The organism is Kitasatospora sp. NPDC038210, from assembly GCF_055600605.1.
Genome location: NZ_JBVJYK010000053.1, coordinates 1 through 16781 on the forward strand (window position 1 = coordinate 1; position 16781 = coordinate 16781).

The window sequence follows — 16781 nt, forward strand, 5'->3', positions numbered from 1 at the left end:
TTGGCCTGGGAGTCGTGCGAGCCGATCCGGACGGCGCCGGGGCTGACGTACAGGGTCCACTCGATCGACTGGCCGCCGTCCCAGTGCGCGGCGGCCGCGCGCTGCGGGGACATGAACGGCGAGCGGTCGCGGGCAGCCTCCCACTCGTCCGGGTCGAGCTCCGGGCCGAAGTGGTCGCGGACGTGCCCGATCAGCTCGGCGCCGGGGAACCCGCGTCCCCGCCGAACCTTCCGCCCCTTGACCTGCGGTTTTCCGTCCGCCGGGGCTCCCGGCGCCGTTGGGCGGCCGGTCGCGGCGAAAAGTCGGGAAGAGATGGCCGATGTGACAAGCCCCAAGGCCGAGGCGGCGTCAGCGGGGTTCGCGGCGTTGCGGGCTGACGGTCCGGTGGTGGGCATGGCGAACAGCGCCAGAGAGTTGATCTTGGTCTCGGCGCTGGTGATCTTGGTACGCGAAGAAACCGACCGGGGCTCGACCGCCGGGGCGGGAGCGTCACTCAGGCCGGTGACTGTCGGAGGAGTTGTTGCGCGGATGGCTGTGCCACCCGCTACCATCGGGTTCAAGTGGTCAGGTGTCCTGTGTTATCGCGGCGAGCGAATTCTTGGACCTGATCGCCTAGAGAGGCCGGGTGGTGGAACACCCGGTCTTCTCGCGTTTTCAGGTCTATTGACGACCGATCATGCCCTATTCGGGCGTTCGGCGTGGCGTACGGCGCGAAAGTGCCGGATGTGATCTGGAAGACCGTTGAGGGCCGGCCCCCGTCCGCGGGGACCGGCCCTCGGTGTTTCTGCTGGTCTTCAGGTCACCTCGGTCACAGCAGGCCCGTGGTGAAGGCGGTGAGATCGGCATCGGTGCGGCTGCTGGCGCTGGCCCGGATCAGCGCGACCATGTACCGGCCGTAGACCTCCTCCTGGGCCGGGGTGAGCTCGATCCGCTCCTGGCCGGCCCCGGCTCGCACCACGGCCAGCAGCTCGGCCCGGTCGGCCGCCTCCTCCCGCGTGATCTCGCGCTTGAGCACCGGGGCGAGCGCCCGGCGGGCCCAGGCCGCGACGGCCGCGCCGTCGGTGCCCTCCCCCGTCCACCACGGGGCGTGCCGATCGCCGGCGGCGTCGTCGAGGAAGGTCGACAGGTCGTCCTCCGCCTTGGCCAGCTCGTCACGCAGCCAGCCCAGGTGGATCAGGTCCCGCGCCTTCACCTGGACGTCGAGCAGCTGCACCAGCTCCGTGCGGCCGTCCGCGCCGACCAGCATCGGCACGCCGGGCACCAGGTCGGCCCGGCCGTAGACCACGTCGGCCATGCCGGGCGTCAGGGCGTCGAGGACCCGCAGGTACGACTGGTAGATGGCCTCGCCGTCGACGTGGCCGGGCAGCGGCGACCACGACTCGCCGTCGTCGCCGGGCAGCGGGCGCAGCTGGATCAGCAATGCCTCCTCCATCGCGTAGAGGTCGCCCAGGACGTCGGGCTCGGCGGGCAGGAGCAGGTTCACGGTGGCGGCCTGGGCGGCGGAGGCGTTCTCGGCGGGGTTCTGCTGATCGGTCATGGTGGTCATCCTCCCGAGTGGGTCTGACGGTTCGTGCCGGTTTGGGCGATCCGGTCAGGGGTTGCTGATGGAGCGCCAGGCATCCCACAGCCGGGCCTCGGTGGCGACGTAGCCGCCGCTGCGGAACGCGGCGATGGCCGCGCGACCGGACATCGGGGGGTTGGTGGAGAACTTGAGCCACCGCAGCACCGCGGCCACCTGGTCGTCGGTGATGGCCTCGCCGGGGACGGGCTCGGCGATGCCGGCGACCGTGCATACGTCGGCGAGCGCGGCACCCGTAGCGCCGGGTGCTACGGGTGCTACGGCGGGCAGCGCGGGTGCTACGGCCGGGGCTCCGACAGGGGCGTTGACCTGCGCTTCGAGTGCTACGGCGGGTGCTACGGCGACGAGGGTGAACATCCCGGACAGGGCGTCGTCGGCGGCGATGGTGAGCCGCTCGCGCTGCACCTCGGCCAGGTCCGCGCCGAGCTGGAGGTCGCCCTCGCCGACCTGTGCGGCGAGCCGCCACGCAGCGCGCTCGGAGCGGGCACGGGTCTTCTCGTCGGGGTGGCCGGCGGCGCGGGCGCGGTGGTAGGCCAGGCGCCGGGTCGCATCGGCGGCGCGACGCTGGGCCTCGGCGTCCACCCCGGTCCGGCTCACCACGATCGAGCGGGCCAGCAGGCCGGACAGCTCGGCGGCAGCGGTCATCGCCATGGGGGAGATGGCGTAGGCGGCGGCGTCGGCCAGCGTCGGCGCGATGACCACCCCGGCCACCGAGGCGGCGGCAGGCACCGCGACCAAGGCGAGGCGGAGCGCGGCCGGGTAGGGGCGCTGGATGAGGGTCAGGCCGAGCATGGCGACACCGAGCACCAGGACGACACCCTCGCCGCCAGCGACGAGCGACAGCGCCCGACCGGAGTCGTGGAACACCGCCTTGGCGTTGCTGTAGGTGCCGTACGCCCCGGCCATGCCGACGGCGGCGCAGATGAGGAACAGGGCGGCGAACAGGAGGCCGGTCGGCCACCCGATGGTTCGCGGTCGGTCATACTGCGTGGTGTGGGACACGGGAACCTCCGTGGATCACGGGGCCGCTCCGGGGTACAGCCGGGCGGCCCACTTTGCTGTCTGGCCTGATCAGAGCTCGTAGTCGTACACCGACACGCGGCCGGGGCCGGAGACGGACACGCCGTACTCCACGACCACCTGGTCGCCGGTGCGCAGGATGGTCGAGGCCTCCTTCACCGCAGCCGGGAGCGTGAGGCCCAGGGCGAGCGCGTCGGCCTCGGTGGCAAGTCGGACGTCGATGGCGTCCCGGCCGACCACCGCACGCTGACCGGTCACCTCCTCCAGGTAGCCCCACGAGCCCTTGATGATCCGCTCGGGGACCAGGAGCAGCGGGGCCCGTTCGGCGAGGGCACCGTCGTACCAACTGGTGCTCGCCGACAGCGGCTTGTCGTCGCGGGAGAACGTGATGCGCAGTCGGCGGATGGCCGGCGCCCCGGGCTCGATGCCCAGGACCTCGGCGACGTCGGCCGGGGCCTCGGTCAGCTCCGCCGCGACGATCCGGGCGTACTCGCCGGTGTCGCCGTAGATCTTGCCGGTCTTCCGAGTGGCCACAGCCCTGTCCATTCCGGAGCGGTGCAGCGGCTTGGGGCTGCCCTTCACCCGGGCGACCTGGCCCGGTCGGGTCTCGATCAGCTTCTCGGCGGCGAGCGTGTTGATGGCGCGCTGGGCAGTCGGCCGGCTGACGCCCCAGTCGCGGGCCAGCTCGGTGGCGGACGGGAGCGGGTCGCCCGGGGCCAGGGCGCCGCTGTCGATCTGCTCCCGCAGGTGGGTCACCACCTGCTGGTAGGCGGGGGCCGGGCGTTCGATCTCGGGCACGTCGATTCCTCCTATTGGTGACGGATGGTCACCACCTTAGCTAGCCGCTTGCCATGTAACCACCTGGCTTATCAGGTTGTCCAGCCTGTCAGGTGTGTTGACAGGTAGTCAGGTGCTCAGGCAGAGTGATCCTGCGACGCCGGAGAGGCATCGAAGCGGTTCACCGCTTCCGAGCCTCTGACCTCGGCCTTTCCGGCGGCGCACATCGCTCCATCCCCGCTGTTCCTCAGCGGGTGACCTGTAAAAGCGAAGAGCCGCCCAGCTCTGACCCTGGGCGGCTCCCGCGCAGATCCCAGGAAGGTGGGAACGCGCATGAACAGGATCGCACCGGCCCCCAAGGTGCCGCCGATCACCCCCGAGGACATCGCCCGCGCCACCGCCGGCGCCGCCCGCCTGCTCGGCGTGCTGCTCGGCAAGGTCGGGGGCTCGAAGTGAAGGAGATCCTCGACCTGCCGATCCTCGGCACGGTCCGCCGGGTGCCCGAGCTGGCGTACCAGGTCGCCGCGCCGGTGACGGCCGGCACGGTCACCGAGCTGATGCGCGAGCCGTGGTGCCGCCGGGTCGAACTCACCGACGGCACCACCGACGGAACGAACGGACACGCCCGGTTCCGCGCCCTGTGCGAGATGGACGGCAACCCGTTCATCGTCACCGGCGACGTCAGGCCGGGGGCGTGATGTTCGGCCTCGGACGCGGCGAGAAGCCGCAGCAGACCGGCCAGCAGCGCCGAGCGAAGGCCAACCGCGAGGCGTCCCGCCGAGGCGAGCAGGCGTTCATCCGCCGCGAGCAGGCCCGCGACCGCGCCGTCTACGGCGGCACCGCCCCCGCCCCCCGCGCCTGGTGGCGCTCCTCCTGACCCGTCCACCCCAGGGCCCGGCTCCGGCCGGGCCCGCCCCGAGAAGGGCACGCACATGATCGGCAACATCATCTGCCTGGTGTTCATCCTGGTGGACGCCGCGATCTTCTTCGGCCTCTCCGCCATGTTCGTCGTGCAGGTTCGGCGGGGGAACCGGTGACCACTCCTCCGCCCCCGCCCCCGAACTACGCGCCCACGGTCGGCCTGCCGACCACCTGGTGGTCCCAGACCGCCGCTGCCGTCTGGACCCCGGAGAACATCGCCGCGGCCGACCGGGCGCAGCAGCGCACCGTTGAGGCGCTCGACCGGCTCAGCCAGACCATCACCGAGACCCCCGAGGAACGCCTCGCACGCCAGCGCCGCGAGCGCGCCGACCGTGACGCCGTGTACGTCGCGGAGGGCAAGACCCCCAAGGAGCGCGCCGCCCGTCAGCGCGAGGTCTCCAAGCGCCGGCGCGACGAGGACCGCCAGCGCCAGCGCCGGGCCCAGCGCCGCGCGTCGATGCTGCACAAGGTCGACTCCAGCGAGCGCGCCCGCCGCTTCCGGCGCTGGTGCGTCCTCACCGCCCTGTCGGCGAGCGTCGGTTACGCGGTCGGCCTGGTCCAGTGGGCCGACGCGCAGGGGATCGGCGCGTACGTCGTGCTGGCCGCCGGGTGGGCGCTCGACCTGTGGATGCGCCGGGATGCCACCGGCCACATGACCCGGGTGTCCGAGGTGCGCGGCGTCATCCGCCTGCCCGCCCTGGTCCTGGTCCGCGTCCCCGTCGCCTCCGCGCTGGCCGCCGCGTGCAAGCTCGCGCCCCTGCTGGCCCTGTCCGGCCCGCTGTTCAACCACCTGATCAACAGCATCTTCAACTGATACCGAGGGAGTTCACCACCATGTTCGGAGCCATCGGGTCCGGCGGCGCCATCCTGTTGATCGTCGTCGCCCTGTTCCTGCACAAGAAGGGCGGGGGCAAGCTCCAGCCGGTCAAGTCGCACCACGTCATCTACTGGGGCGCCGCGCTCGGCCTGCTCGCCGCCGGGGCCGGGCAGGCCCTGAGCCAGATCGGCACCGTGTCGACCACGATCAGCCAGTCGCTCAACGCGCAGTCCGGCACCGTCGGCCCGATCGGCGCCGGCGCCGTCGCGCTGCTGCTGATCCTGATCGGTTTCGGCAGCAAGCCCCACATGGGCAAGGACCTGATCGTGGGCGTCGCGCTGCCGGGCGCACTGTCGACCGCCGGGGGACTGCTGGCCATTCCGGTGACCGTCCTCGCCTCCCTGCTGCACGGGTTCGGTGCCTGATGCGCGAGCTGTTCGAGGGCGTCAACCTGGCCACGTTCGCCGCCGGGAACCGACGGATCATCAAGGCCGTGAAGGCCCGCACCGCCAAGCCCGAGCCGGACCCGTGCGAGCACCCGGACCACAAGAAGAACCCCACCCACGCCGAGCACTGCCCCAACCACCCCGCGCCGAAGCCGGAGGCCGCCCCGGCCGAGGACGCCGAGCACCCGTTCGTCACGTGGGCGAAGCGGATCGGCGGCACGATCGTCGCGCTGATCCTGCTCTGGCCGATCGTGGGGAAGTGGGTGCCGACCGTCGTCGGCGGCACCCTCGCCCTGTGGGTGATCGCCGCGCTGATCGCCGGTCAGCCCGACCCCAACGCCAAGCCCGCGGCCGAGGCCGCCACCACCGACGGCGGCGACCAGGCCGACGACTCCGACGAGGACGACGACGACCAGGCCGAGGAGGAGCTCGAGGACGAGCCCGCCGAGGCCCCGGCGGCGACCGTCCCGACCCCCGCCGACGCCCGTCGCGCGGTGGCCGTTCTGGGGGCCGCCGGCACCCACGTCGCCCTCACCGCCGTGACCGCCCATCTGGCCGCCGAGCACCCCCTCTGGAAGCGGTCCGGGAAGGCCGTCCGCGCGCTCCTGCGGGAGGCCCGCGTGGAGGTCCGCGGAGGGGTGCGGGTGGAGGGCGTCAGTGTGCCCGGCATCCACCACGACGACGTGCCCCCGCTCCCCTCCCCTTCTGAGGCCGCCCCTGGTGGCGTTGTTGTCGCAGGTCAGAGCAACAACAACAACGCCAACAACGCCGAAGAGTGGTCCACCCGAGAGGGGTTCGTCATGCGCGCCGACCCGGACAACCCCTCCCGGACGATCATCGTCCACAGCACCAGCGCCGCCTGACCCGCCGACCCGAGAGGCACCTGCCATGACCACCGACCGCTGGCCCGACAAGGTCATCCCGGAGTTCACCATGGAGGAGCTGTGCGCCGCGATCGAGCGGCACCAGGACGACCCCGACCCGGTGACCCAGGGCCTCGTGCGCAGTTGCTGGCGCGAGTGGGAACGCCGCCACGGACTCGCCGAAGAGGACGCCTGACCCCACCCAGACCCTGACCCACCGAAGCCCCCGTCAGCACCCGCTGGCGGGGGCTCGGTCATGCCCGGACCCTGCCGTCGGAGGGAGCGCGGGTGCGGCTCAAGGCATGCCTCCGGCGGGCCATCCGCCCGAGGGAGGGTGCCCCGGTTGATCTTGGACCTGACCGCCGGGTGGGTGGTGCGGGCCAGAGCACTGCGGGTCTCCCCCGGCAGACGCCTCCGAACCCTGCCACCCCCGGCCGGGACCGCCCGGCAAACCCTCCGGGGAGTTTCGCCGGCTCCGCTTCGCTCCACCGCCGAAACTCCCCGGAGGGTCGACCGCCTTGACGGCGGCCGAGCCGTTCGGCCCCGGCCGGGCGCGGCCACCACCGCGAGCCGTCCACCGGGGGAGACCCGCAGGCCCCGACCCGTGAGGTCAAGGACGATGGCGGGCCGAGCACTTGGAAGGCCAGCCCCGGACTGGGTGACCCGCCGCAGAGGCGGGCAATCATGCTAGATAGCGCGCCAACGCCCGCGCCTCTTGCCCGTTGATCTGGAGTGATACGCCTCGCACCCGTGCGACGTACGAGGCGTATCACCCGTGCTACGGGTGCTCTTCGGGGCGTCGCAGGCCGTCGAGCGCCAGGAGCTGGTGCTCGGCGGCGAGGCGGAACAGCGCGCTGACGATCCGGTGCTTCGGCACCCGGGTGGCGAAGTGCAGGTCGTCCACCGCGCGGGCCAGGGCGTCGCTGGCGTCCTTCTCCGCGTACCAGCTGCGGCGGGTCATCTCCGGCTCCGGCCTGGTCGGCGCGGGCGCCGGGCGGGGCGCGTCGGCGCGGGGCCGGCCAGTGGCGGGCATACGTGCCGCGATGCGCCGGCGCTCCTCGTCGGTGAGCTGGTCGACGGTGGTCAGCTCCGGCACCACCTGGTCCTCGGGCGGACCCAGCCGTTGCGCTCGGACCATCAGGCAGCCGCCTCCGCTTCCTGGATCTCCGACCACACCTTCCGGTAGTCGTCCAGGTTGGCCGGGCGGGTGTCGATCGCCCGCTCGTACTCCACGCGCTGCGGGATCTCGGTGTCCATCACCGGCCGCCCGTCCGCCTCCAGCTGCTCGCGGGCCTTCCCCGGCTGACTCGTCCGGGCGTCGCAGCGGGTGAGCAGCACGTAGACCGCGAACCCGTCCGCCTCGTGCTGGGCCGCGGCGGTCCGGGCCTGCTTGAACGTGGCGGTGAGCTGCTTCTGGTCGAACTTCGACGGGGCCAGGGTGATGACCAGCCGGGTGGCGCGCTCCAGGACGTCGGCGAGCAGCGCGGCGTTGCCTCCGCCGACGTCCACGATGACGTGCTGGTACTCCTTGCGGAGCTGGGTGACGTACTCGCCGAGGTCGGGGAACGGGTAGCGCTCGACGGTGAACGGCAGCGGGGTGCCGGCCTCGGCCGCGTCGCGGGCCCAGCCGTACGCGGTCTGGCTCACGCTGTCGGCGTCCACGACCACCACGGTGTACCCGAGCGCGTGCAGCACCAGCGCGAGGTAGACCGCGGAAGTGGTCTTCCCGGCACCGCCCTTCAGCATGGCGATGACGGTCACCTCGCCCACGCCGGGCGGCGCGTCCAACGGGGTCTCGATCCTCGGCAGCTCGATCAGCGGCACCTGGTCCTCCTCGTGCTGAGTCGTCCGGCCTGCCGGGCCACTGTCGCACGCGAGATACCCGTATCACTCCAGGCCCGCGTGAGCAGTCGGCGCCGGCGAACCCGGACTTCCCGAGCACCGCAGCCCCGCCGAAGGGTGTCGTAGGGAAGTAGTCGGCGCCCGCCGACCCCTTGTCCGCACCCCTTGACCAGCAGGTCAGACCCCTTGTCCACGCGCCCGCACCGGGCGATCGAAGACCACTCCGTAGGCCACTCCGTAGACAACTCGGTGGGCCAGTCCGTGGACCACTCCGTAGACCAGTCCGTAGGCAACCTCGGTGACGACCCGTCGAGCCAGCCGCCGGCCTGCTCGGCGGCGGCGGCCTGGTCCTCGCCGCCGGGCCGAGCGAGCCGCGACGGCCCGGCGCTCGGCGCAGCCGACCACCAGGGCGAGCAGCGGGAACACCAGGTGCTGCCGACCGGCACGGGCAACTTCCCTGGGGCCATCGAGGCCCCAGGGAAGTTGCCGGCCCTATGGACAGTCGAATGTCCATGACTTGACCTGCGAAAACGGCCCCGGCCGCCCGAGGGCTGAGGCAACCCCGTAGGCAACCCCGTGGGCAACCTCAAGAAGCAACCCCCAGAGGCAACCTCAGAGGCAACCTCAGAAGCAACCGGCCCGCGCGGTCTGGGCGGGCAATCTTGCGAGATTACCCGCCAAGGCCCGGCGGCCCCCGGCCGGGCCGTCACCGAGGGGACGGGGCGGCGGTGGGCGCCTCGGACGCGAAGGGGTTCGTCCACGAGGGCGCCGGCGACGTTGCGGGCGGCACCGGGGCGAACAGCGGCGGCAGGTCGCTGATGAACAACCCGACGCGGACCACGATGACCACCAGGACGAGCGCGACGGCGCGGCCGGGCCAGGTGCCGAGCAGCCAGCGCGCGACGGACAGCGGACCCAGCGGCGCGGGCAGCCCGGGCGGCATGGGCTGCGGGGTGGTGTCGGTGATCCACTCCCCCATCGGCACCCGGCCGTGGTGGACCTTGAGTCGGTGGCCGGCGCGCTCGGCCTCCGCCTCCCCCTCGCTGCCGTGGTGGCTGATGGTCTGGCACACCCCGCAGCCGTAGACGTACGTCACTGCCTCTCCCCGCTCCCCGATCCCCAGCGCCCTCACCGACCCACCACCACCTTTCCAGCAGCCCGACCACCCACACGACCAAACCACCGAACACCACTCAACCCAGCAGACCAACTCACCACCACATCAACCGACATACACACCAAACCATCCCAAACCGACCAACCACACCAACCAGCACACACCCACTACCAAGACCACTACAGCACTCCAGGTATCTTCGATACGCGATCAAGGTCCGCCGGGCGGACAAAGGCGGCGAAGGGGGTGGATCGGTCAGTGGGGTGGGTGACGCCGATCCGGGCCGCCGAGCAGGTCGACTACCGGCTCTCCCGCGACTGCGGGTGCGACGTCGAGCACGACGCCCAGGTCGAGTACCGGCTCGCCTCCGAGCGCGATCTGCGGTGGATCGGCAGCGGCCTGGCCGAGCTCGACCTGACCGCCGGCGGACCCGTCGACGTGGACGCGGCGCGGGCGCTGATGGATGGTCGGGACTGGCGCACCGGTGAGCAGCTGGTGAAGCGCAAGCAGGTGCTCGACCCGCGCGGGAAGGTGCCCGCGAAGGTGGTGGTCGACGCCGTCACCCAGGCCGCGAAGGCCGACGGGATGACCGCGGCCGCGTACCTAGGTGATGCCCGGCTGGCCGAGCGGTTCGAGCGCGCCGAGCGAGGCCTGCGCCGCGAGGGCGAGCGACACCTGCTGCCGCTGGCCGACGCCGAGCGGATCGCCAGCGCGGCCGGGCTCGACGTCGCCGAGCTGTACGGCGCGGACGTCGTCGCCGAGGCCCGCCCGTTCGCCAAGCGGCACGTCGACGTCGGTCTGCGCGGCGTCGACCTCGTGCTCGACCTGCCGAAGTCGATCTCGACGGCGTGGGCACTCGCCGGGGACGAGCTGGCGGCCGAGCTCGAAGAGGAGTGGCTCGCGTCCGTCGGCGACGCGGTCGCGGCACTGGAGCAGTGGACGGCGTACGGGATGGCCGGCCACCACGGGTCCGGCCAGCGCGCCGAGCGCGTCGCCACCTCGGGGTTCCTGGGGTGGACGACACTGCACCGCAGCGCGCGGCCGGTGGACGGCGCGGTGGGAGATCCGCACCTGCACGTCCACGTGAACATCGCGCACATGGCCAAGGGCGAGGACGGCCGGTGGCGCACGATCGCCGCTGGCGCCGAGGACCTGCTGCGGCACGCGCACCTGACCAACGAGCTCGCAGAGGCCCGCCTCCGGGCGCGCCTCACCGAGCGGCACGGCGCGCGGTTCGAGCGCTCGGAGACCACCGGCGCGTGGGAGCTCGTGGGGGTCAGCGAGCAGCTGCGCGAGGCGTTCTCCCGCCGTCACCGCCAGGTCGTCGGCGACGTCGGCGAGGGAGCCACCCGCGACCAGCAGAAGGCCGCCGCGCGGCGCACCGCCGAGGCCAAGCTCGACCCCGCCGAGCAGGCCAGCGAGCGCACCAACTGGCGCGCGCAGGCGGTCGCCGCGGTGGCCGGCGACCTCACCAACCTGACCGACGACGAGCGCCAGGCGGTGCTGGCCGAGGCGGGGCGCGCGGTCGACGCGATGGTGCGCGGCGCGCTGCCCGGCCCGGACGGAACCGGCCCCGCGACCGGTGGCCCGGGCGGTCCGGTGCTGCCCACGCCAGAGCAGATCGCCGCGCGGATCTGGGACGGCGAGCACGGCCTGGTGGCGTCGAAGAAGGCGGTGGGCCACACGCACGTGCTCGCGGCCGTCGTGCAGGAACTCCCGTACCTGGACTCCGTCGACCAGCTCACCGAGCTGACCGGCCAAGTGCTCGCCGTCGACGGGCACGCGGTGCGGCTGACCGACTCCAACCGGCACCACCAGGTGCACCGCCAGCGCTACACCCACACCAGCGTGATCGAGGCGGAGTCGACCATCATCGAGTCGGCGGCGACCGGCTACGGCCGGGGGCTGGCGCAGCTCACCGCCGAGGCGGCCGAGCTGACGATCGCCGCGACCGAGGTGGCGAAGTCGACCGCCGAGCGCGAGTTCCGGTTCTCCGCGCAGCAGCGCGCGGTGATCGAGCGGCTGCTGACCGCCGGTCACGCCGCCGAGGCGGTGATCGGTGTCGCCGGGGCGGGCAAGACCACCTTGATGCAAGCCGCCCGCACCGGCTGGGAGGCCGCCGGCCTTTCCGTGGTCGGCGCGTCGACGGCGGCCGTCGCTGCGGCGAACCTGACGGCCGAGGCCGGGATCGACGCGCGCACGATCGCCGCCTGGACCCGCGACATCACCGGCGGCCAGGGCCTCGCGGGGGTCGGCGTGCTGGTCATCGACGAGGCCGCGATGGTGGACGACCGGGCGCTCGCCGCACTGCTGCGGCACGCCGCCGAGACCGGCACGAAGGTCGTCGCGGTCGGCGACCCGATGCAGCTGCGGGCGGTCGGGATCGGCGGCGGCTTCGCCCGGGTCCACCAGCTCGTGGACGGCCTGGTCCTCGATGAGAACCGCCGTCAGACCGACCCGGTGGAGCGGGCCGCGCTGTCGACGTGGCGCGACGGCGGGCGCACCAGCGCGCTGGCGATGCTGGCCGAGCACGGCCGGGTGCAGGCGACCGACACCGCCGAGCAGGCCCGCGCGGCGATGCTCACCGCGTGGGACGGCGCGCGCGCCAGGTGGGCCGGTGACCCGCACGGCCAGGTCGCCGAGTTGCTGCTGCTGGCGGCCCGGCGGGCGGACGTCGCCGAGCTCAACGCCGGGGCGCGGGCGCTGCTGGTCGAGGCCGGCGAACTCGACGGCGGGCACGGCTTCCGGGCCCCGGACGGGCGGGTGGAGTTCGCGGCCGGGGACCTGGTCCACGTGCGCCGCAACGACTACCGGTCCCGGCGCGGCGACGAACCCGACGTGCTGAACGGCTTCCGCGGCGTCGCCCTGGCGGTGGACGAGCGGCGCGGCGTGCTGGTCGAGTGGCGCCGCCCGGACGGCTCCGGCGGGCACCGCACCAACCAGGCGTGGATGAGTCCGCGCGATGTCGCCGAAGGCCGGCTGACCCACGGCTACGCGATGACGATCGGCTCGGCGCAGGGCCTGACCAGCGAGGTGACGATCGCCTCCGGCCACGGCGCGGACGCCCACAGCCTCTACCCGGCGCTGTCCCGGGCGCGGCAGGAGACGCGCCTGTTCCTGCCGCTGCGGGAGTTGGAGGACGACGTCACCCGGCTGTCGCTGGGCGAGGCGCGCAGCGAGGCGGAGCGCCTGGACCGGGCGGTGGCGGCGTACGGGCGCGAACTCGAGCGCGACCAGGGCGACGTGATGGTGCTGGACGAGCTTACGGCCAGCCGTGCGGCCGAGCAGGCCGACGAGCAGCACCACCAGGTCGTGCCCAAGCAGCAGCAGGCCGCCCCCTCCCCCGTCCCGGCCGAGGTGGCCGAGGTCCCGGCCCAGCGCGACCAGGCGCCGGTGGATCCGGCGGAGCTCGCCGAGCGCCTGCGCGCGGAGCTCGCCGAGTTCCGCACCGGCCGCGTGCTGCCGACCCCGGACGCCGAGCCGCCGGCCCCGGCCGTGCCCGGGTGGCGCGAGCGGGAGTTCGGCCGGGTGGCCACGAGCGCGCTGCTGCCGCGCTCGGAGAAGGCCGAGTTCGAGGCCGAGCGGGCCCGCGTGAAGGCCCGCCAGCTCGAAGCCCAGGCCGAGCGGTTGGGCTCCGTGCTGGGCACCGACCAGGCGCCCGGGGCCCGGCGGGTGGCCAAGGTGGCCGGGCACCTGGACGCCGCCGAGCAGCTGCTCGGCCGGGCCGACGTGCTCGACCAGGGCGCGAAGGAGATCGACACCACCACGGCCGGGATGTACGCCCAGAACCGCGAGGAGATGCGGATCGAGGCGAAGGTCCGCGAGCGGGCCGCGCTCAGGCGCTCCGCCCTGACCTTCCAGCGCAAGGGGATGCTGGAGGCCGCCGCAGCGATCCGCGACCAGGTCAACGCCCGCACCGAGCAGATCCAGCCCCTGAACCGGCAGGCCGTCGAGATGCGCGGCCAGGCCGACGACCTGCGGCGCCAGGCCAAGGACGAGACATACAAGGCCCTTGGCTTCACCGACTACCGGCCGTTGGAGCGGCGCATCACGGAGGAGCGGGCCAAGCTGCCCGACCTCGCCGAGCGCCTGGGCCGCAACGACCTCGCCGACTACCAGCGGCTGCTGAAGGACGCGGCCGGGCAGTGGGCCAGCGCCGAGCAGCTGGCCGGGCGCGCGGCCGGCCTGCGCGAGGAAGCCGCGGTGCGCGAGCAGCTGCCCGCCGGCCGCCGCACCACCGAGGCCGTCGAGCGCACCGCCGCGATCCGCGAGGCGAACGAGCGGCGGGCCGCCGAGCAGGCACGCGCGGCGGAACGGCAGCGGCAGTACGACCAGTACTCGTACCGGTACGAGCCGCCCACCCAAGGCCGCTCCGGCCCGAGCCTCGGCCGCTGATCTCCCCGGCCGCCCTCGGTCGGAACCTGCGTGGGTCGGCCCCCTGGGGCTGCCCCACGCGATAGCTTGCTCCGCCCCGGAAGCGGCCCGGCCCTCGGCGAAGGGGTGCCGTACGGAAGAAGTCGGCGCCCGCCGACCCCTTGTCCGCACCCCTTGACCAGCAGGTCAGACCCCTTGTCCGCGAGGCCTTCGGCGACCGGGCTGCAGAACCCGAAACGGCACCCGAAACGGGACTCCAAAGAGGACCTGAAACGGGACTCCGAAGAGGACTCCAAAGGGAACCCGGCCCCAATGGCGGGTAATCTTGCAAGATTGGTCGCCAGCCCGGGCCCCGGGTTTCAAGAACCCAAGATCCACCGAGGCCGGGGGCGCTGCCCCGGCGTCAGGCCCGGTAGGCCTTCAGCTGGCCGATGAGGTCGCCGACCTCGTCGGCGCGGGTGGCGCACCGCTCGGCCTCGAAGCGGTAGTGGGCGGCCAGGGTGGTGAAGTACTGGACGTCCTTCCCGGCCTTCTCCGCGTCCTCGGCTTTGTTCTCGGCCTCCGCGGTCTTCTGCTCGTCCCGGGCCTGCTCGGCTCGGCCGTCGGCCCAGGCGGCGTCCTTGCGGGCCTTCGCGGCGGCGTTGCGCAGCCGGATTTTCTCGCGGCGGGCCCGCTCGGGGGCCTCGGTCAGGGCGCGGTCGAGCGCGGCGCGCAGGATGTCGCCGGTGGTGACCACCTGGGCGCGCAGCTCGGCCCGCCGGCCGAGCTCCTCCATGGTCGGGGTGGGGGTGAGGGCGGCGAGCATCCCAGCGAGCTGGGTGACCCCGCCGTGCTCGCGGATCGACTCCCGCATGATCACCTCGGGCCCGTCCCCCCACAGGTCGGCCCACTCCTGGAGTTCCTTCTCGATCTTCGCGTTGTGCCAGTGGCAGGCCCGTTGGAGCCGCTCGCCGATCTCGCGCGGCAGCCGGAGCCCGAGCCGGCCGAGGAACTTCGTCTCGCCCTCGTCGTGCCTGCCCTCGTAGCGGCCGGGTGCGGTACCCCAGCGACGGCCCGCGGCGAGCGCCCCGGTGGGGAGCGGCGGCCAGTCGCGGTCCCAGCCCCGGGCGGCGAGCTCGGCCCGGACCCCGGGCACGAGCAGCCAGTCGCGGCTCCCGGCGAGGTTGCCGGCCTCCCGCTCCTGCGCGAGCTTCTCCCGGGTCACCCGGCGGGCCCGCGCCAGCTTCCCGCCGCGCAGGCCGATGTGCCCCTCGCGCTCTTGGGCGAGCCAGGCCCGCTCCTCGTCGGCCGCCATCTTGGCCACCAGGTCGAGCAGCCGCAGCCGCTCCTCCACCACCGCCACCGTGTACTGAACCGTCGGACTCATGCGGGCAATCATGCTAGATAGCGCGCCCGCCCTCACGCTTCTTGGCCGCGTCGATCACCCGGCGCGGGGTGGCGACCTGCGGACGGCCCCGGCTGTATGCGTAGACCGCATTGGCTATTCACTGGTTGAATACGGGCATGGGTACTGAGAAGAGGCTCGCCGAGACCATCCGACTGATCGCCGCGTGGACCGGTGAGAACCAGGTAGCCCTGGCCGCCGGCCTCGGCGTCAGCCAACCGTCCGTCAGCCGGGCGTTCCGGGGCACGGTGACGTGGCGGCTGTTCGACCTCGTGTGCTGGCACTGGGGCCTGACCCCGAGTGAGCTGCTGTCCGGCTTCGCGGCCCTGGAGATGAACAAGCGCCTGCCCTACCGGGTGCGCGACGCCGTGCAGCAGGGGCAGACACTCACCGCTGCCCGCCACCTCGAAAGCCCTCGCACCGCCCGTTGACCTCGGGTGATACGCCTCGCACTCGTGCGACGTTTGGCGGTCAATCTTGCGAGATTACCCGCCAAGACCGACGCCCGGCCCGCCCCTCGCCAAAGGGGCGGGCCGGTCCCCTCCCCTACCGGTCAGCCGGTTGTTGGCGGGGGCGTTGGTGCTGGTCGGAGCGGCAACAACGGGCGGCGACCGGTTGGCCGCGCGGGCAGCAGCGGGACGGAGGCGGGCGTGTCGGCGGCGAGCTCAGCGACGGTACGGCCGGGGCGGTGCGGCGCGGGGTCGGCGACGTCCTGGCGGGCCGGGTCGAAGCCGGGGCCGAGCGGGCGGCGGGTGGTCATCAGAACCTCTCGATCAGGGGGTTGGGCTGGCACCCGATGTGGGCACCGTCGGCGACGAGGACCGGAGCCAGCTCGTGGCCGCAGTCCGCGCAGTGCGCCGTCTGGTCGTGCTCGGGCCCGGCCGGGGCGGGCACGGTGAAGCGCTGGGCGAGGTGGCGGCGGCTGCTGCGGTCGGGCGCGGTGGCGGAGCGCTCGGCCCGGAAGCGGGCGGCGAGCTCGTCCCGGCCGAGCACCGCCACCGGCGGGCGGGGCACATCGGTGATCTCGCCGGTGACGGGGTCGACCCCGGCCGGGACCAGGCGGTGGGCGAGCTTGGCGCGCAGCTCGGCGATCCGCCCGCCGGTGGATCCGGCCGGGCGGGGCGGTGCGGGGTGCCCGGCGGCGGCGAGGCCGGCGGCGAGGCCGAGCGTGAGGCGCTGGCCCTGGCCGACCGACGCGGCCAAGGCCTCGCCCATGGACTCGCCGTCGGGCACGATCATCCAGCCCGAGGGGGTGCCGCTGTTGCGGAAGCGGTGCATGCGGGAGAGCGACTTGCGGCGGATCACCTTGGTGGGCTGGAGGTACTGGAGAGCGGCCAGGCCGCGTACGGGCGCGGTGGTCTGCACCCGGGCGCCGTTCTCGTCGGTGGTCCAGTAGGTGATGCCGTCGTGCGAGCCGTCGGCGGTGACCAGCACGGCCCGGCCGCCCTGGTGGCGCTCGACCGCGCGGTTGGCCATGCGCGGGTTGGCGTGCTGGCCGCCGAGGCGGGCGCCGTGGCGCTTCTGGTCGGCGCCGGGCTTCTCCGGGCTCCAGCTGGAGCCGCGGGTGGCGCGGGGCTGCACGACGCGCCGTCCGGTGGGCACGGTGACCGGCTCGCCGTCGGCGTCGAGCACCGGCAGGCC

The 16781-nt window shown here is 73.5% G+C and carries 18 protein-coding genes; 9 read left to right on the top strand and 9 right to left on the bottom strand.

What is annotated here, in order from left to right; all coding sequences use genetic code 11:
- The 4 genes from ACZ7KX_RS41700 to ACZ7KX_RS41715 all read right to left on the bottom strand — a co-directional run.
- On the bottom strand, nt 1-560 hold a 560-nt coding region (locus tag ACZ7KX_RS41700; RefSeq protein ID WP_470331168.1), incomplete at its 3' end, for a hypothetical protein.
- 248 nt (nt 561-808) lie between these two features.
- Nucleotides 809-1537, bottom strand: a complete 729-nt coding sequence (locus ACZ7KX_RS41705; RefSeq protein WP_470331169.1) for a hypothetical protein — start codon at nt 1535-1537, stop codon at nt 809-811.
- Nucleotides 1538-1591: 54 nt separating this feature from the next.
- Nucleotides 1592-2581 carry a hypothetical protein gene (locus ACZ7KX_RS41710; protein WP_470331170.1) on the bottom strand — a complete coding sequence of 330 codons (990 nt, stop codon included), beginning with the start codon at nt 2579-2581 and terminating at the stop codon, nt 1592-1594.
- Between the two features lie 69 nt (nt 2582-2650).
- Nucleotides 2651-3397 carry a GntR family transcriptional regulator gene (locus tag ACZ7KX_RS41715; RefSeq protein ID WP_470331171.1) on the bottom strand — a complete coding sequence of 249 codons (747 nt, stop codon included), beginning with the start codon at nt 3395-3397 and terminating at the stop codon, nt 2651-2653.
- A gap of 312 nt (nt 3398-3709) precedes the next feature.
- On the opposite strand from ACZ7KX_RS41715, the gene ACZ7KX_RS41720 reads away from it, so the two are divergent.
- The 7 genes from ACZ7KX_RS41720 (at nt 3710) to ACZ7KX_RS41750 (ending at nt 6619) form a co-directional block, all read left to right on the top strand.
- On the top strand, nt 3710-3832 hold the full coding sequence (locus tag ACZ7KX_RS41720; protein WP_470331172.1) for a hypothetical protein: 123 nt from the start codon (nt 3710-3712) through the stop codon (nt 3830-3832).
- The gene (locus tag ACZ7KX_RS41725; RefSeq protein WP_470331173.1) at nt 3829-4074 is read left to right on the top strand and encodes a hypothetical protein; all 246 of its coding nucleotides are present in this window, start codon (nt 3829-3831) and stop codon (nt 4072-4074) included. The genes ACZ7KX_RS41720 and ACZ7KX_RS41725 overlap by 4 nt, the downstream gene beginning before the upstream one ends.
- Nucleotides 4071-4253 carry a hypothetical protein gene (locus ACZ7KX_RS41730; protein ID WP_470331174.1) on the top strand — a complete coding sequence of 61 codons (183 nt, stop codon included), beginning with the start codon at nt 4071-4073 and terminating at the stop codon, nt 4251-4253. Before ACZ7KX_RS41725 ends, ACZ7KX_RS41730 begins: the two co-directional genes overlap by 4 nt.
- 156 nt (nt 4254-4409) lie before the next feature.
- Nucleotides 4410-5111 (top strand): hypothetical protein, encoded by a 702-nt coding sequence (locus tag ACZ7KX_RS41735; RefSeq protein ID WP_470331175.1) that lies wholly within the window; start codon nt 4410-4412, stop codon nt 5109-5111.
- Nucleotides 5112-5131: 20 nt separating this feature from the next.
- The gene (locus ACZ7KX_RS41740; protein ID WP_470331176.1) at nt 5132-5539 is read left to right on the top strand and encodes a hypothetical protein; all 408 of its coding nucleotides are present in this window, start codon (nt 5132-5134) and stop codon (nt 5537-5539) included.
- The gene (locus ACZ7KX_RS41745) at nt 5539-6423 is read left to right on the top strand and encodes a hypothetical protein (protein ID WP_470331177.1); all 885 of its coding nucleotides are present in this window, start codon (nt 5539-5541) and stop codon (nt 6421-6423) included. Before ACZ7KX_RS41740 ends, ACZ7KX_RS41745 begins: the two co-directional genes overlap by 1 nt.
- Before the next feature lie 25 nt (nt 6424-6448).
- Complete coding sequence (locus ACZ7KX_RS41750) at nt 6449-6619, top strand: hypothetical protein (protein WP_470331178.1); 171 nt, start codon at nt 6449-6451, stop codon at nt 6617-6619.
- Between the two features lie 582 nt (nt 6620-7201).
- Here ACZ7KX_RS41750 and ACZ7KX_RS41755 read toward each other — a convergent pair.
- From ACZ7KX_RS41755 to ACZ7KX_RS41765, 3 genes are all read right to left on the bottom strand, one after another.
- Nucleotides 7202-7561 (bottom strand): hypothetical protein, encoded by a 360-nt coding sequence (locus ACZ7KX_RS41755; RefSeq protein ID WP_470331179.1) that lies wholly within the window; start codon nt 7559-7561, stop codon nt 7202-7204.
- Nucleotides 7561-8247 (bottom strand): nucleotide-binding protein, encoded by a 687-nt coding sequence (locus ACZ7KX_RS41760; RefSeq protein ID WP_470331180.1) that lies wholly within the window; start codon nt 8245-8247, stop codon nt 7561-7563. Before ACZ7KX_RS41760 ends, ACZ7KX_RS41755 begins: the two co-directional genes overlap by 1 nt.
- 724 nt (nt 8248-8971) lie before the next feature.
- Nucleotides 8972-9361, bottom strand: coding sequence for a hypothetical protein (locus ACZ7KX_RS41765; RefSeq protein ID WP_470331181.1), 390 nt, complete (start codon nt 9359-9361; stop codon nt 8972-8974).
- A 288-nt stretch (nt 9362-9649) separates the two neighbouring features.
- Between ACZ7KX_RS41765 and mobF the strand changes: the two genes are divergently transcribed.
- Complete coding sequence (gene mobF / locus ACZ7KX_RS41770; protein WP_470331182.1) at nt 9650-13777, top strand: MobF family relaxase; 4128 nt, start codon at nt 9650-9652, stop codon at nt 13775-13777.
- A gap of 382 nt (nt 13778-14159) precedes the next feature.
- Here the strand turns inward: mobF and ACZ7KX_RS41775 are convergent, their stop codons facing one another.
- Nucleotides 14160-15122, bottom strand: a complete 963-nt coding sequence (locus ACZ7KX_RS41775; RefSeq protein WP_470331183.1) for a hypothetical protein — start codon at nt 15120-15122, stop codon at nt 14160-14162.
- A gap of 137 nt (nt 15123-15259) precedes the next feature.
- Here ACZ7KX_RS41775 and ACZ7KX_RS41780 point away from each other — a divergent pair, with 137 nt between their 5' ends.
- Complete coding sequence (locus ACZ7KX_RS41780) at nt 15260-15571, top strand: helix-turn-helix domain-containing protein (protein ID WP_470331184.1); 312 nt, start codon at nt 15260-15262, stop codon at nt 15569-15571.
- A gap of 328 nt (nt 15572-15899) precedes the next feature.
- On the opposite strand, the gene ACZ7KX_RS41785 is transcribed toward ACZ7KX_RS41780, so the two are convergent.
- Nucleotides 15900-16781, bottom strand: an 882-nt coding sequence (locus tag ACZ7KX_RS41785) for a hypothetical protein (RefSeq protein ID WP_470331185.1), incomplete at its 5' end; no start/stop codon positions are given.